This window comes from Geodermatophilus sabuli, from assembly GCF_900215145.1.
GTDB lineage: Bacteria > Actinomycetota > Actinomycetes > Mycobacteriales > Geodermatophilaceae > Geodermatophilus > Geodermatophilus sabuli.
This window is the reverse complement of the sequence record NZ_OBDO01000001.1, coordinates 337,973-352,942: the sequence shown is the minus strand read 5'-3', so window position 1 is coordinate 352,942 and position 14,970 is coordinate 337,973. Positions and strand designations below refer to the sequence as shown.

15 protein-coding genes are annotated in these 14,970 nt (G+C 76.7%); 5 read left to right on the top strand and 10 right to left on the bottom strand.

From position 1 onward, the window contains the following. Positions 1-271: 271 nt before the first annotated feature. From CRP39_RS01770 to CRP39_RS01760, 3 genes are read left to right on the top strand one after another with little or no spacing between them, the layout of a single operon-like run. Entirely contained in the window at positions 272-1,240 is a 969-nt protein-coding gene (locus tag CRP39_RS01770) for a putative selenate ABC transporter substrate-binding protein (protein WP_097203815.1), read from the top strand. 29 nt (positions 1,241-1,269) lie between these two features. Next, positions 1,270-1,983 carry a phosphonate ABC transporter ATP-binding protein gene (locus CRP39_RS01765; protein WP_245853493.1) on the top strand — a complete coding sequence of 238 codons (714 nt, stop codon included), beginning with the start codon at positions 1,270-1,272 and terminating at the stop codon, positions 1,981-1,983. Continuing rightward, positions 1,980-3,593: a PhnE/PtxC family ABC transporter permease gene (locus CRP39_RS01760; protein WP_097203814.1), complete on the top strand. Its 1,614-nt coding sequence runs from the start codon at positions 1,980-1,982 to the stop codon at positions 3,591-3,593. Before CRP39_RS01765 ends, CRP39_RS01760 begins: the two co-directional genes overlap by 4 nt. A 168-nt stretch (positions 3,594-3,761) precedes the next feature. Here the strand turns inward: CRP39_RS01760 and CRP39_RS01755 are convergent, their stop codons facing one another. The 3 genes from CRP39_RS01755 to hrcA form a co-directional block, all read right to left on the bottom strand. Then, positions 3,762-4,526, bottom strand: coding sequence for a 16S rRNA (uracil(1498)-N(3))-methyltransferase (locus tag CRP39_RS01755; RefSeq protein WP_172442246.1), 765 nt, complete (start codon positions 4,524-4,526; stop codon positions 3,762-3,764). Between the two features lie 73 nt (positions 4,527-4,599). After that, a complete protein-coding gene (dnaJ, locus tag CRP39_RS01750; RefSeq protein WP_097203813.1) occupies positions 4,600-5,733 on the bottom strand; it encodes a molecular chaperone DnaJ in 1,134 nt (377 codons plus the stop codon). A 15-nt stretch (positions 5,734-5,748) separates the two neighbouring features. After that, positions 5,749-6,771, bottom strand: a complete 1,023-nt coding sequence (gene hrcA / locus CRP39_RS01745) for a heat-inducible transcriptional repressor HrcA (protein WP_097203811.1) — start codon at positions 6,769-6,771, stop codon at positions 5,749-5,751. Positions 6,772-7,039: 268 nt separating this feature from the next. Here hrcA and CRP39_RS01740 point away from each other — a divergent pair, with 268 nt between their 5' ends. Then, a complete protein-coding gene (locus CRP39_RS01740; protein WP_097203810.1) occupies positions 7,040-7,414 on the top strand; it encodes a type II toxin-antitoxin system VapB family antitoxin in 375 nt (124 codons plus the stop codon). A gap of 100 nt (positions 7,415-7,514) precedes the next feature. Here the strand turns inward: CRP39_RS01740 and CRP39_RS01735 are convergent, their stop codons facing one another. The 6 genes from CRP39_RS01735 to hemW all read right to left on the bottom strand — a co-directional run bounded on the left by CRP39_RS01735 (position 7,515) and on the right by hemW (position 12,817). Beyond that, positions 7,515-8,111: a response regulator transcription factor gene (locus CRP39_RS01735; protein WP_245853491.1), complete on the bottom strand. Its 597-nt coding sequence runs from the start codon at positions 8,109-8,111 to the stop codon at positions 7,515-7,517. Between the two features lie 5 nt (positions 8,112-8,116). Further along, positions 8,117-9,226 (bottom strand): sensor histidine kinase, encoded by a 1,110-nt coding sequence (locus CRP39_RS01730; protein WP_097205052.1) that lies wholly within the window; start codon positions 9,224-9,226, stop codon positions 8,117-8,119. A gap of 74 nt (positions 9,227-9,300) precedes the next feature. Beyond that, positions 9,301-9,441: a hypothetical protein gene (locus CRP39_RS26585; RefSeq protein WP_172442245.1), complete on the bottom strand. Its 141-nt coding sequence runs from the start codon at positions 9,439-9,441 to the stop codon at positions 9,301-9,303. Between the two features lie 92 nt (positions 9,442-9,533). Then, positions 9,534-10,814: an NAD(P)/FAD-dependent oxidoreductase gene (locus CRP39_RS01725; RefSeq protein ID WP_097203807.1), complete on the bottom strand. Its 1,281-nt coding sequence runs from the start codon at positions 10,812-10,814 to the stop codon at positions 9,534-9,536. Positions 10,815-10,930: 116 nt separating this feature from the next. Further along, positions 10,931-11,257 carry a TraR/DksA family transcriptional regulator gene (locus CRP39_RS01720; RefSeq protein WP_097203805.1) on the bottom strand — a complete coding sequence of 109 codons (327 nt, stop codon included), beginning with the start codon at positions 11,255-11,257 and terminating at the stop codon, positions 10,931-10,933. Positions 11,258-11,599: 342 nt separating this feature from the next. Further along, the gene (gene hemW / locus CRP39_RS01710) at positions 11,600-12,817 is read right to left on the bottom strand and encodes a radical SAM family heme chaperone HemW (RefSeq protein WP_097203802.1); all 1,218 of its coding nucleotides are present in this window, start codon (positions 12,815-12,817) and stop codon (positions 11,600-11,602) included. Between the two features lie 178 nt (positions 12,818-12,995). Between hemW and CRP39_RS26580 the strand changes: the two genes are divergently transcribed. Further along, on the top strand, positions 12,996-13,145 hold the full coding sequence (locus CRP39_RS26580) for a hypothetical protein (protein WP_172442243.1): 150 nt from the start codon (positions 12,996-12,998) through the stop codon (positions 13,143-13,145). Between the two features lie 56 nt (positions 13,146-13,201). On the opposite strand, the gene selB is transcribed toward CRP39_RS26580, so the two are convergent. Beyond that, entirely contained in the window at positions 13,202-14,965 is a 1,764-nt protein-coding gene (gene selB / locus CRP39_RS01705) for a selenocysteine-specific translation elongation factor (RefSeq protein WP_097205051.1), read from the bottom strand. Positions 14,966-14,970: the final 5 nt, after the last annotated feature.

Sequence of the window (14,970 nt, the reverse complement as noted above, 5' to 3'; positions counted from 1 at the left end):
CGGCGGCTGGTCCGGCCGCCGCGGTGGCGCGGTCGTCGTGCGGCCGGCCGGTACCGGCCGGCGCGTTGCCGGGCTCACAGTAAGCACGCCCCCGGGGTGGTCCGCGCGCCCGACCGGCCACCGTGCCCAGAACGTGACCGGCCGGTCCAGGACCGGGTCGGCCGGACCCGGGCCACGGGGCCCCCGACCTGCGCGCGGTGCAGGATGAGACGTCCCCGCCCCTTCCTCGGAGGTCCCCCGTGCCCGTCCCCTCCCCCTGCTCGAGGACGTAGTGAGCACCCGTCGCGCCGCCCGGTCGGGTGTCCTCCGGTCCCAGTCCCCGCTCCCCCCGTTCTCCCGCCGCTCCCTGCTGGCCGGCGCGGGCGTCGTCCTCGCCGCCGCGCTCCCCGGCTGCGGCCGCTCCTCCCCCGTCTCGCAGTCCGCCTCCGGCTCCGCGGGCCCGCTGCGCATCGGCGCCATCCCCGACCAGGACCCCGAGGTCCTCCAGCGCCTCTACGGCACCGTCGCCGACTCGATGTCGGCCGCGCTGGACCTCGACGTGGAGTACCGCCCGGTCACCGACTACGGCGCGGCGGTCTCCCTGTTCCGCACCGGCGACCTGGACCTCGTGTGGTTCGGCGGGCTGACCGGCGTCCAGGCCCGGCTGCAGACCCCCGGCGCCGAACCGGTCGCCCAGCGCGACATCGACGAGCGTTTCACCTCGGTGTTCGTCGTGAACGCCGCCACCGGGCTGACGCCGTCGGACGACCTCGCCCCGCTCGCGCCGCTGCGCTTCACCTACGGCAGCGAGACCTCCACCTCCGGCCGGCTCATGCCCGCCTACTTCCTGCGCGAGGCCGGCGTCGACCCCCAGGGCTTCCCGGGCGGCCCCGGCTTCTCCGGGTCGCACGACGCCACGCTGCAGCTCGTCGCGTCCGGCAGCTACCAGGCCGGGGTGCTCAACAAGCAGGTCTGGACCTCCCGGTCGGAGGAGGGCTCCGTCGACCCGTCCGTCGTCCTCCACACCGAGACGCCGCCGTACCACGACTACCACTGGCTGCTCGGCCCGCGCGCCGCCGAACGGCTCGGGGTCGACGACCTCGGCGGCCGGCTGATCGACTACTTCACCGGGCTGTCGGCCGGCGACCCGGCCGACGCCGAGGTGCTCGAGCTGTTCGGGGCCGGCTCCTTCATCCCGACCGAGGTCGCGAACTACGACCAGATCGAGGAGATCGGCCGCGACCTCGGGCTGGTCAGCTGACCGCCGTCCTGCGGCTCTCCGGCGTCGAGGTGCGGTACGGCGGGACGACGGCGCTGGCCGGGGTCGACCTCACGGTCGGCCCCGGCGAGCGGGTCGCTCTGGTCGGCGCGTCGGGGGCCGGGAAGTCGACGCTGCTCGAGCTGGCCAACGGATCGGTGACCCCGACGGCCGGGTCGGTGCGGGTGCTGGACGCCGACCCGTCCGCGCGCTCCGGGCGGGCCGGTCGCCGGCTGCGTGCCCGGATCGGCACGGTGCACCAGCACCTGGAGCTGGTCGGCTCGCTCCGGGTGGTGCACAACGTGAACGCCGGCCGGCTGGGGACGTGGCCGGCGGCGCGGGCGGCGTGGTCGTTGCTGCGACCGCAGGGCGTCCCGGACGTCGTCGCCGCGCTGGAGCGGGTGGGCCTGGCCGACCGCGCCTTCGAGCGCACCGAGCGGCTGTCGGGCGGGCAGCGGCAGCGGGTGGCGATCGCCCGGCTGCTGGTCCAGCAGCCCGACCTCGTGCTCGCCGACGAGCCCGCCTCCGCGCTCGACCCGGCCCTGGCGGACCGGGCGCTGGCGCTGCTGGGCGACCTGGCCCGGGACCGTGGCGGCACGCTGGTCGCGGCGCTGCACGACCCCGGCCTGGTGCTGCGGCACTGCGACCGCGTCGTCGGCCTCGCCGACGGGCGGGTGGTCCTCGACCGGCCGGCGGCGGGGCTGTCCCCCGCCGACCTGGCGGACCTCTACGAGGCGCCGGCATGACCACCGTGCTCGACCGCCCGGTGCGGCCGGTCGTCGCCCGGCTCCGCCGGGACCGCCGACGGTGGGCCTGGGCGCTGGGCGCGGCGGCGGTGCTGCTGTGGTCGCTGGCCGGTGCCGGCCTGTTCACCGGCGACGTCGTCAACCCCGGCGGGACGGCGCAGTTCGGCCGGTTCGCCGCCGCCGCGCTCTCCCCCGCGCTGGACGCGGGCTTCCTCGGCCTGCTGGCCTCCTCGGCCCTGGTCACCGTCGCCTACGCCGTCCTGGGCACCGCGCTGGCCCTGGCCCTCGGCGCGGTCGGCGCGGTGCTCGTCTCCCGCACCACGTGGGGACGACGCCGGCTGGGGTGGCTGCTGTCGCGCGGTGTCCTCGCCGTCCCCCGCGGCCTGCACGAGGCGGTGTGGGGGCTGCTGCTGGTCAACGTCCTGGGCCTGGACCCGTGGGTGGGGATCCTCGCGATCGGCATCCCCTACGGCGCGGTCACCGCAAAGGTGTTCGCCGACCTGGTCGACGAGGTGCCGCGCGGCGCCCACTCCGCCCTGCTGGCCGCCGGAGCCGGCCGCGCCTCGGCGACGCTGTACGGGCTGCTGCCCCCCGCCGCGGGCGGGCTGCTCTCCTACTCCGCCTACCGGCTGGAGTGCGCCGTCCGCTCCGCCGTCGTCCTCGGCATGGTCGGCGCCGGCGGGCTCGGCTACCAGCTGTCGCTGTCGTTCGCGTCGCTGCGGTGGGAGCAGGTGTGGTCGTGCGTCTACGCGCTGTCGCTGTTGTGCCTGGCCGCCGACGTCGCCGGGCGGGCGGTGCGCCGGCGGCTGGCCGCGCCGCCGCCCGGACCGGGGCGGGACCCGGTGCTCACCGGGGCCGTCGTCGTCCCCCTGCTGCTCGTCGCCTGGTCGTGGTGGTACCTCGCGGTGTCACCGGCGAGCCTGGTGTCGGCGCGGACCGCCGAGCAGCTGGCCCACGTCCTCGGCGCGGCGTGGCCCCCGGCGACCGACGGTGCCCTGCTCGGCTCCCTCGGCGCGCTCGCCGTGGACACCGTGCAGATGTCGGTGATCGCGATCGCCGTCGCCGCGCTCGGGGCGGTGCTGCTGGCGGGCGCGGCGGCCCGCCCACCGGGGCGGCTGTCACCGGCGCGGCGGGTGGGCGGCGCAGTGGTGCGGACCGTCCTGCTGCTCCTGCGCGCGGTGCCGCCACCGGTGTGGGCGCTGGTGCTGCTGTTCGTACTGCTGCCCGGGGTGCTGCCGGGCGCGCTCGCGCTGGGCGTCTACACCCTCGGCGTCCTCGGCCGGCTCACCGCGGAGGCGGTCGAGGAGCTCGACCCCCGGCCGCGGGCGGCGCTCGCCGCGCTGGGGGCGCGGCCGGTCGGCGCCTGGTTGTACGGCGTGCTGCCGGGTGCCGCCGGTCCCGTGCTGGCCTACGCGCTGTACCGGTGGGAGGTGGCCATCCGGGACACCGTGCTGGTCGGCCTGCTCGGTGCCGGCGGGCTGGGCGCGCTGCTGGCCTCGGAGATCGCCGCCTTCGACTGGGCCGCCGTCACGACGGTGCTCGCCGCGATCGTCGTCCTGACCCTCCTGGTGGACCTGGTCAGCGACCGCGCCCGCTCCGTCATGCGGTGACCGCCGTCCGCACCGTCGCGCTGCGATCGCCCCCGCATGATCAGCTGGGCTCGACGGAACGCCTCCTGGCTCACCGCCGGAGCTGAGCCAGGACACCGCACGATCAGCTGAGCTGATCGTGCGGTGACGGCGGCGGCGGGGACGGGGCGTGGCGACAGCGCCCCGCGGTCACGACCAGCGGGTGCGGACCGACAGGGCGGCCAGCGCCGCCGCGCCCGCGGTCGAGGTGCGCAGCACCTCCGGGCCCAGCCGGACCGGCTGTGCGCCCACGGAGCGCAGGGCCACCACCTCGCCGTCGGCGAGCCCGCCCTCGGGGCCGACGACCACCGCGACGGTGCCGGTGGACGGGAGCGCGACGGTGGCCAGGGGGTGGCGGGCCCGCTCGTGCAGGACCAGCGCCACGTCGACGTCGGCGAGCGCGCCGCACACCTGCCGGGTGGTCATGACGTCGGTGACCTCGGGTACGCGTGGACGGCGGGACTGCTTGCTGGCCGCCCGCGCCGCGGACCGCCACTTGGCGACGCCCTTGGCGGCGCGGTCCTCGCGCCAGCGGGTGACGCAGCGTGCCGCCGCCCACGGGACGATCCGGTCGACGCCGAGCTCGGTGGCCAGCTCCACGGCCAGGGGCCCGCGCTCGCCCTTGGGCAGCGCCTGCACGAGCACGAGCTCCAGGGCGGGCGGCGGCACCTCGTGCCGGACGGAGACCCGCACCCGCAGGCCCTCGGACCCCGCGGCGACGACCTCCCCCTCGACGACGGTGCCGCGGCCGTCCCCGACCCGCACCCACTCGCCCGGCGTCATCCGCAGGACGTCGACGGCGTGCCGGCCCTCGGCGCCGTCGACCAGGAGCTCCTCGGCGCCGGGCAACTCGTCGAGCAGGAACAGCGGGCTCCCGTCCAGCTCGGGCACCCGGTCGTCGGTGGCGACGCTCACGGCCGCTCCTCGCCGACGCTCGTCGATCCCGTGCGCGGCGCTGCTGATCCCCCTCGTGAGCCCGCGAGCCCACTCACTTGAGCGCGTCCCGCAGCTTGGAGAACAGCCCGCCGTGCCCCTCGGGGGACGACGCCGGCCGGTCCTCGCCGCGCAGCGCCGCCAGCTCGCGCAGCAGCTTCTCCTGCTCGGCGTCCAGGCGGGTCGGCGTCTCCACCTCGACGTGGACGAGGAGGTTGCCCCGCCCGGTGGCCCGCAGCCGCGGCGCGCCCTTGGCGCGCATGGTCAGCACGCTGCCCGACTGCGTGCCGGGCCGGATGTCGACCTCCTCCTCGCCGTCGAGGGTCTCCAGCGTGAGGGTGGTGCCCAGGGCCGCGGCGGTCATGGGGAGGGTGACCCGGCAGTGCAGGTCCTCCCCGTCGCGGGTGAACACCGGGTGCGGCCGCTCGACGATCTCCACGTAGAGGTCGCCGGCCGGGCCGCCGCCGGGACCGACCTCGCCGTGCCCGGTGAGCCGGATCCGCATGCCGTCCTCGACGCCGGCCGGCACCTTGACCGGGATGGTCCGCCGGGCGCGGACCCGCCCGTCCCCGCCGCACTTCATGCACGGCTCGGGGATGACCTGGCCGGTGCCGGCGCAGGTCGGGCAGGTGCGGGTGGAGACCACCTGGCCGAGGAAGGAGCGCTGCACGCTCTGCACCTCGCCGCGGCCGGAACAGGTGGTGCAGGTGGTCGGGTGGGTGCCGGGCGCGGTGCCCGCCCCGGTGCAGGCGTCACAGAGGACGGCGGTGTCGACGGTGATGTCCTTGGTGGTGCCGAACACCGTCTCGTCGAGGTCGAGGTCGACCCGGATGAGCGCGTCGCCCCCGGCACGGACGCGGCTGCGCGGGCCCCGCGTCGCGCCCCCACCGCCGAAGAAGGCGTCCATGATGTCGCCGAGGCCGCCGAAGCCCGCACCCCCGAAGGGGTTGCCCGCCGCGCCGCCGGCACCGTTGTCGAACGGGTCGCCGCCGAGGTCGACGATCCGGCGCTTCTCCGGGTCGGTCAGCGCCTGGTAGGCCTTGCTGACCTCCTGGAAGCGCTCCTTGGCGCCCGGGTCGGGGTTGACGTCGGGGTGGAGGTCGCGGGCCAGCCGACGGTAGGCCTTCTTGATCTCGTTGTCGGTGGCTCCGTGGGACAGCCCCAGGACGCCGTAGTAGTCGGTTGCCATCGAGAAGTCTCAGCCTCAGCTCTCGGCCAGGATCTGGCCGACGTAGCGGGCCACGGCGCGGACCGCGGCCATGTTCGTTGGGTAGTCCATCCGGGTGGGGCCGACGATGCCGAGGCCCCCGAGCGCGCGGTCCGCCGAGCCGTAGCCCATGGAGACGACCGACGCCCCGGTGAGCGCCTCGTGCGCGTTCTCCTCGCCGATGCGCACGAGCACCGCGCCGCCGGTGTCCACCTCACTGATCAACCGCAGGACCACGACCTGTTCTTCCAATGCCTCCAGCAGCGGGCGCAGGCTGCCCGGGAAGTCAACCGCGGCACGGGCGAGGTTCGCCGTCCCGCCGATCACCAGCCGGTCCTCCCCCGGCTCGACCAGCGTCTCGACCAGCGCAGCGCTGACCGAGGCGACCAACGAGCGCAGGTTCGGCGGCGCGGTGTCCAGCAGGTCGGGCACCTTGCTGCCGGCGTCGGCCAGCTTCGCCCCGTTGAACGCGGAGTTCAGCAGCGCCCGGAGGTCGGCGACGTCCTCGTGCGCGACGTCCACCGGGCACTCGATCAGCCGCTGCTCGACCCGGCCGGTGTCGGTGATCAGCACCAGCAGCAGACGGGAGCCGGCCACCTGCACCACCTCCAGGTGGCGCACCGCACTGCGCGACAGCGTCGGGTACTGGACGACGGCGACCTGGTGGGTGAGCTGGGCGAGCAGCCGCACCGTCCGGCTCAGGACGTCGTACAGGTCGAGGGCGCCGTCGAGGAAGCGCTCGATCGCGCGACGCTCGGCCGCCGACAGCGGCTTGACGGCCGAGAGCCGGTCGACGAAGAGCCGGTAGCCCTTGTCGGTGGGCACCCGGCCGGCGCTGGTGTGCGGTTGGGCGATGTACCCCTGCTCCTCCAGCACGGCCATGTCGTTGCGGATGGTGGCCGGCGAGACCCCGAGGTCGTGCCGCTCGGCGAGGGCCTTGCTGCCCACCGGGTCGTTGGTCGAGACGTAGTCCTGGACGATGGCCCGCAGCACCTGCAGGCGGCGTTCGTCGTGCGCCACGGTGACACCTCCCCGTACCGGTCGACGCGTCGTGCGACACCCGCGCGGAGGCGCCGCGGCGCCCCCGGCACCTGACACTCGGGCGGCTGGCACTCGTACGGATCGAGTGCCAGACCAGCATACGTCGGGCGGCTTGCGCCGTCGCGTGGCTCGCCCCGATGGGCGAGCGACCGGCACCGGGACGGGGGCACCGGCCGGGTGCGGTGGCCGATAGGCTGGCCGACGGTCCGGCGCCCGCGCCGGCGCGTGCGGAGCGGAGGTCGGTGCCCTGATCTTCAAAGCGGTCCGGAACGGCCGCCCCTATCCCGACCACGGCCTGTCCACGCGGGACTGGGCGATGATCCCGCCCCGGCAGATCCGGCTCGACACCCTCGTGACCACCAAGAGCGAGCTCGCGCTCGACACGCTGCTCGCCGACGACTCCACCTTCTACGGCGACCTGTTCCCCCACGCCGTCCAGTGGCAGGGCGAGCTCTACCTCGAGGACGGCCTGCACCGGGCGCTGCGGGCAGCCCTGCAGCAGCGCAACGTCATCCACGTGCGGGTCCTCGACCTCGACGCGCTGATCCCGCCCCAGGCCACCGGCCCCGACACCGCCGCGATCCAGGTCCAGCCGCCGGTCCCTGGCCAGCCGCGCGACTGAGACGGCGCCCTTGCAGTAGAAGGACCCCGTCCTCCTCACCCCCTCGCGAGCTCGGGGCGAGCCTCGGGACGGGGCCGTGGGGGGCAAGGGGGTCCTCCTCCTACAGCCAGCCCTTCTCCTCCGCGACCCGGGCGGCCTCCACCCGGGTGCGGGCGCCGGTCTTGCCGATCGCCGAGGACAGGTAGTTGCGCACCGTCCCCTCCGAGAGGAACAGCCGGCGGGCGATGTCGGCAACCGTCGCGCCGTCGGTCGCGGCGCGGAGGACGTCGGCCTCGCGGGCCGACAGCGGCGTCGCACCCAGCGCCAGCGCGGCAGCGGCCAGGTCCCGGTCGATGACCCGCTCCCCCGCGACCACCGCGCGGATGGACCGGGCCAGCTCGGCGACCGGGGCGTCCTTGACGAGGAACCCCGCGGCGCCGACCTCCATCGCCCGGCGCAGGAACCCTGGCCGCCCGAAGGTCGTGAGGACGACGGCCCGGCAGTCGGGCACCGCCGCGGCCAGCGCCCGGGCCGCCTCGATGCCGTCGCAGCCGGGCATCTCGATGTCGAGCAGCGCGATGTCCGGCCGGTGCTCGCGGGCGGCGTCCACCACGAGGTCGCCGCGGCCGACCTCCGCGACGACCTCGATGTCGTCCTCCAGGTCCAGCAGCGCCCGCAGCGCCCCGCGGACCATCGTCTGGTCCTCGGCGATGAGCACGCGGATCACGGTGCCCCCACCCGCGCCGCCACCGGGACGCGCGCGCCGAGCCGGAACCCGCCCCCGGGCGTGGTCCCGGTCTCCAGCCGCCCGCCGAGCTCCGCGAGCCGCTCCTCCAGCCCGGCCAGGCCCGCGCCGCTGCGGCCCACGGCCTCATCCGGCCCCCGGCCGTCGTCGGTCACCGTCAGGGCCACGTCCCCACCCGTGATGCCGAGCTCGACGATGACCGCGCGGGCGCCGCTGTGCCGCAGCACGTTGGTGGTCGCCTCCCGGACCACCCAGCCGAGGACGGTGTCCACGGGACCGGGCAGCGGCGGTACCGGTGACGGCGCGGTGAGCGCGATGCCCGCGGCCGACAGCGCGGGACGGGCCTCGGCGAGGGCCAGGGACAGGCCGACCTGGCGGTACCCGCTGACCGCCTCGCGCACCTCGGCCAGCGCCCGGCGGGCGGTGCTCTCCACGTCGGCCATCTCCGCGCGCGCCCGCGCGGGGTCGCGGTCGGCCAGCCGGCCCGCGAGCTCGCTCTTCAGTGCGATCAGCGACAGGCTGTGGCCGAGCAGGTCGTGCAGGTCGCGGGCGAAGCGCAACCGCTCCTCGGCCACCGCGGAGCGGGCGAGCTCCTCCCGCGCCTCGATCAGCTCGGCGTTGACCGAGACGAGATAGCGGGTGCCGCGCAGGGCGAAGGCGGTGAGCACGCAGATGACCGGGAGGATGAACAGCTCGCCGAGCATGTCGTGGGCGGCGTTCACCGACGCGCAGACCGCCGCGGCCCCGCCGATCGCCGGCCACACGAACCGCTCGGGCAGCGCCGCGGCCGAGGCCGCCGACACGTAGATCATCAGTCCCGACCAGGAGGGCCCCAGCCAGACCGCCAGGCTCACCCCGAGGACGGCGACGACGAGCAGCTCCCGCCACGGCCAGGGGCGGTCCCGCCGGCCGGACATGCGGCTGAACACGACGAGGTAGGCCGCGGTGAAGGCCAGCAGGCCCACCACCGCCACCACGCGGACGGCGACCGGGCGCGGGGTGGAGAACAGGTCGGCGAGCGGGAAGACCTGGAACAGCAGCCAGGGCGCCGCCCAGCCGATCCGGTGCCAGCGGGTGCGCGGGTCCACGGGAGCGACGCTAATCCGGTCGTCGACGACGCGGTCCGCTCCCGCCCGGCGGAGCCGGTCCACCACAGCGCCCCTCAGCCGGCCACGGCGTGCAGCGGACGGCGCCGCCCGACCGCCATCACGCCGACGCACCCGGCCCGGATCGCCACCGCCGGTGTCCGGCCGAGCACGCGGACGGTCAGGTCGTGGACGTCGAGGGCGGTCTCTCCAGTCACGGGACCAGCCTGCCGAGCCCGGCGGCCGGGCAGTAGTGCGGGACGTCGGGACCCCGCCCTGACAGATGTCAGACCGTGCCCGCTCCGTCCACTCAGCGCAGCGGGTCGAACGGCGCCAGCTCCACCGGCGCCTCCCCCTTGAGCACCGTCTGCGCCATGAGCATCCCGGTGAGCGGGCCGAGGGCGATGCCCCACATGCCGTGGCCACCGGCCACGAACACCCGGGACGAGGCGGTGCACCCGAGCAGCGGCAGCCCGTCGGCCGTGCAGGGCCGGGAGCCGACCCACTCGCTGCGCCGGTCGTCCAGGTGCACCCCGCTCAGGAAGGGCCGCACGGCGTCGGCGATGGCGGCGATGCGGCGCGGGTCGAGCGGGTCACCGGGCCGGCGGAACTCCATCATCCCGGCCACCCGCAGCCGGCTGCCCAGCGGCGTGCAGGCGACCCGCTGCTGCGGGAAGTACAGCGGCCCGGCCGGCATGCGCTCGACCGGGACGCTGAAGCTGTAGCCCCGCCCGGCCTGCACCGGGTGCCGGACGCCGAACCGCGCGGCCAGCTCCGGCAGCCACGCCCCGGTGGCGACGACGACCGCGTCGTGGCGCCGGCCGCCGTCCGTCGTGCCCACGCCGACCCCGCCCGGCTCCTCGCGCAGGTCGGTCACCGCGGCGCCCTCCTCGACCGCACCGCCGCGCGCCCGCACCGACTGTGCCAGGGACCGGACGAACTCCGGCGGGTGGAGGTACCGCTGTCCGTAGACCTGCACCGCGGCGCCCACCTGCTCGGTGAGCACCGGCTCGGCGGCGCGGGCCCGCAGCCCGGGGAGCGGGCCGAAGACCACGTCGGCCTGCCCGGCGTCCCGGACCGCCTGCAGCTCGGTGAGCAGCGCCTCCGCGTCGCGCTCCCGGCGGAAGCAGGCCAGGAAGGGGTCCGCGCGGCGGGTGGGCGCGGTGACACCGCCGGCGCCGAGGACGTCGAAGGCCTCCAGCGCCCGCTCGTTGAGCGGGGCGTAGGCGTGCATGCCGCGCCGCCACTGCCGGCCGGTGCTGTGCCGGACGAAGGTGGCCAGGAAGCGCAGCAGCGACCGGTCCGCCCGCAGCGGCAGGTAGACCGGCGACCGCGGGCTCAGCACCGCCCGCACGCCGTACCGGAGGACCGCCGGCTCCGGCAGCGGGGCGGTCAGGCTGGGGGTCAGCCAGCCGGCGTTGCCCCAGGAGGCGCCGGCGGCGACCCGGTCCCGCTCGTAGACGGTGACCTCGGCGCCGCTCTCCTGCAGGAACCAGGCGGTGGCCAGGCCGACCATCCCGGCGCCGACGACCGCCACGGAGCGGGGGGCGCCGCCGGACAGGCCGGGCGCCGGCTCGGGGTGCGGTGACATGGGGAACTCCTCTCCCGTGGCCGGGCCACGAGGTCGGTCCACCCGGGCACGCCTCGGCACCGGCCGGGCACGCTGCGCCGGCCGGGAGGCTCCCGGGTGGTGTGGCTGGGGAGGCGTCAGCGACGCTGCGAGCAGGCCACGCACCCGGTGGCGAAGGGCCGCAGCTCGAGCCGCTCCTCCGGGATGTCGGTGCCGCAGTGGACGCACCGGCCGTAGCTGCCCGCCGCGATCCGGGCCAGCGCGGCGTCGATGTCCTCGATGGTCTGCAGCAGGCTGGCGGCGCGGCTGACGGCGACGTCGTCGGGCAGCGACTGCACGGTGTCGGCGAGCGCGCGCTCCCGCTCCTGCACGCACTCGGCGCGCTGGGCCTCCAGCCGGAGCCGGAAGGGCTCCCACTGCGAGTCGCCGGTGGCGGGGACGGGGGCGGGGATGGTGCTGGTCATGGCGGGCTCTCCTCGAGCAACACAGGGGGACGCGATCACCGGTGCGGTGCGCGTCAAGACGGCGGGTGCGACTCCGGGACGGAGTCAGGAGGAGAGCGGCGGGGCCCGGTCCTGGCTGCGGCGGAGGACGTCGAGGCCGCGGAGGCCGCGAGCCCGGCGGTTCATCGCGAGGGCCAGCAGCATGCCGCCGGACAGGCGCATCGGCGGGACGGCGGATCGGGCGCGGATCGGGGAACCGAGAGCCTGCGGGGACGTGCGTGAGACCACTGCTGACCACCCCCTGGACCAATCCGGCCCCGTTGCCGGAACGGGCACCATAGCCCGAGGGGACAACGAACGGAACTAGTCCGTCAGTTCCCTGACCACCGCGTCGGCGAGCAGCCGTCCGCGGTCGGTGAGGACGGCGCGGCCGCCGGCGTGCGCGGTCCGGTCGAGCAGCCCGCGGGCGACGGCGTCGGCGGCGCGGGCCCGGCCGGTGGCCGAGAGCGCGGTCAGCGCCAGCCCCTCCCGCAGCCGCAGCCGCAGCATGATCGTCTCCAGCGCGCGGTCGTCGTCGTCCAGGAGCTCGGAGTCCTGCGCCGGGCTCTCCCTGCGCAGCAGCCGGCCGGCGTGGGCGGCCGGGTGCTTGACGTTCCACCAGCGCAGGCCGCCGACGTGGCTGTGCGCGCCGGGGCCGACGCCCCACCAGTTGGCGTTGGCCCAGTACAGCTCGTTGTGCCGGCAGCGCGCGGCGTCGCCGGTCGCCCAGTTGGACACCTCGTACCAGTCGAAGCCGGCTCCGCGCAGGGTGGCGTCGGCCTGCTCGTACCGGTCGGCGAGGACGTCGTCGTCGGGCATGGGCAGCTCGCCGCGGCTGATCCGGCGGGCCAGCCGGGTGCCCTCCTCGACGATCAGGGCGTAGGCGCTGACGTGGTCGACCGGGGCGGCGAGGACGGCGGCGAGGGAGGCGGCCCAGTCGGCGTCGGTCTCTCCGGGCGTGCCGTAGATGAGGTCGAGGTTGACGTGCTCGAAGCCCGCGGCCCGCGCCTCGCGCGCCGCCTCGACGGCCCGCCCGGGAGTGTGCCGCCGGTCGAGGACGGCGAGCACGTGCTCGGCCGCGGACTGCATGCCCAGGCTGATCCGGGTGAAGCCGCCCTCGCGGAGCCGGGACAGGCTTCCCGGCGTGACGGTCTCCGGGTTGGCCTCGGTGGTCACCTCGACGTCGTCGGCGACCGGGAACAGCTGCCGCACGGCGGCCAGGACGGCGGCGAGGTCGTCGGCGGCCAGCAGCGTGGGGGTGCCGCCGCCGACGAAGACGGTGGAGACCGTCGGCAGGTCCGGGCCGAGGGTCGCGGCGGCCAGGCGCAGTTCGGCGATCGCGGTGCCGGCGTACTCGGCGCGGCTGGCGCCGGGGCCCAGCTCGTCGGCGGTGTAGGTGTTGAAGTCGCAGTAGCCGCAGCGGGTCGCGCAGAACGGCACGTGCACGTAGAGCCCGAACGGCGTGGTGGCCAGGCCCTCGCGGGCGCTGTCGGGGAGCTGCCAGGGGCGCGGCGGGGTCTCCAGCGGCAGGACGGTGTTCATCTGCTCCCAGTGTGCCGCGCGGGTGCCACCGCCCGGCGGGACGCGCGACGTGACGTCCGACCGCCTCCCGCGAGGAGCGGCCCACCCGCCGGGTGCGGGCCGCCGACCGACCGGCTCCCTCCCATCGGGAGCTGGTGCGGGGCTTGCCGCGTGGCCCCCGCGCGGGGACGCTGCGCACATGACCGTCCCCGGGGAACGCGAGCGCTTCCACCGGCTGCCCGACCCGGTCCGGCCGGAGGACGCGGTCGAGACCGTCGACACCTCGCCGGTCCCCGCGCCGGACGCCAGTGACGAGCGGGAGGTGTTCCTGCGCGAGGCCGGCGGCTGACCCGGCCCGGTCGTGCGCTCCGTGCCCCCGATGGGCAACGCACGGGCGTCGCCGGACTACCGGAGCCGGCGGGTGCTGTCCGGCAGCCGCTCGGTGACGCCGCGGGCGTCGAGCCACTCCATGAGCGGGACGGCGACCCGCCGGGTCGTCCCCCACGCCGAGCGGGCCTGGCTGAGGGTGAACGGCGCCGGCACCCCCGCCAGCCGCTCCCGCGCCACCGCCTCCACGCCGGGCGCGAGGTAGACCCCGTCGGCGATCCGGACCAGCTGACCGTCGCGCACCGCGGCCGCCAGCTCCCGTGGCCCGAGCCCCGCGGCGGCGAGGTCAGGGGCCTCGGGGGCGGCGAACGGATCGCCGGCCAGCCGGGTCCGGACGGCGTCGACGGCCTGCTGCACCCGCGGCGGCAGCCCCGCCGTGGCGACGGCCACGCGCCCCTCACGCAGTGCCAGCGGCGGGCGCACGACGGCGGGCACGAGCTCGTCGTCGGGCAGTTCGAGGGCCCGCCGGACCACGGCCACCGGAGGTCCGGCCTCCAGCGGGCGCAGCTGGCGGTACCGGCCGACGATGCCCGGCAGGGCCGCGGCGAGCTGGTCGACCAGGCCGGGGGCGAGCAGCCACGGGCCGACCGCGGTGGCGCCCGCGGGCACCGGCCAGCCCATCGCGGTGAAGTCGGCCGTGCGCACGATGCGGCGGCGGGCGAGGTCCGCGGCGGCTCCGGCCGCACCCGACGGCTGGGCGGCGAGCTCCGCGGCGCGCTGCCGGGCCGCGCCCCGTCGGCGCAGCTCCGGCGGGTCCACGTCACGGACGTCGGCGCCCAGCACCCGGCGGGCCCCCGGGTCGCGCAGCAGCAGGCGGTCGCCGATCCGCAGGGGCAGCGGCCCGGCCAGCCGCAGCCGCACCGCCGTCCCCTCGAGCGGCCGCACCCGGGCACCGACGGCCGCCGAGCCGACGTGGACGACCGCCTCGGCCGGTAGCCGCGCCTCGTCCCCGGCAGCCCGTCCACCGCCCACGTCCAGGGTGACGTCGACGTCCACGGTGGAGCGGAACGCGCCCGGGGTGAGCAGCGCGTCGCCGCGTGCCAGCTCCTCCACCGCGACACCGCGCAGGTTCAGCGCCACCCGCGCGGTGGCCTCCGCGCGCTCGACCGGTCGCCCGAGGGACTGCACGCCCCGGATGCCGACCTCCCGGTCCCCCAGCTGCAGGCGGTCGCCCGGCGCGACGGTGCCGGCGGCGAGGGTGCCGGTGACGACGGTGCCGGCGCCCTTGATCGGGAAGGCACGGTCGATCCACAGCCGCACCGGGGCACCGCGGTCCGGCGCGGGCAGGCCGGCCAGCAGGGTCTCCAGCGCCGCCGCGACCTCGGGCACGCCGGCACCGGTGGCCGCGCTCACCGCGAGCCCGGGCACGTCGCCCAGGGACGTGGCGGCCAGCCGCTCCCGGACGTCGGTGAGCACCGGCGCGGGGTCGGCGAGGTCGGCCTTGGTGACGGCGAGCAGGGCGTGCCGGACCCCCAGGGCGTCGAGGACGGCGACGTGCTCGGCGGTCTGCGCCGACCAGCCGTCGTCCGCGGCGACCACGACGAGGGCCGCCGGGACCGAGCCGACGCCCGCGAGCATGTTGCCGATGAACCGCTCGTGACCGGGGACGTCGACGATCGCGAGACGGCGGCCCGAGGGCAGGGTGGTCCAGGCGAAGCCGAGGTCGATGGTGAGCCCGCGGCGGCGTTCCTCCTCCCACCGGTCGGGCTCCATCCCCGTCAGCGCGCGGACCAGCGTGGACTTGCCGTGGTCGACGTGGCCGGCGGTCGCGATGACGTCCATCCCCG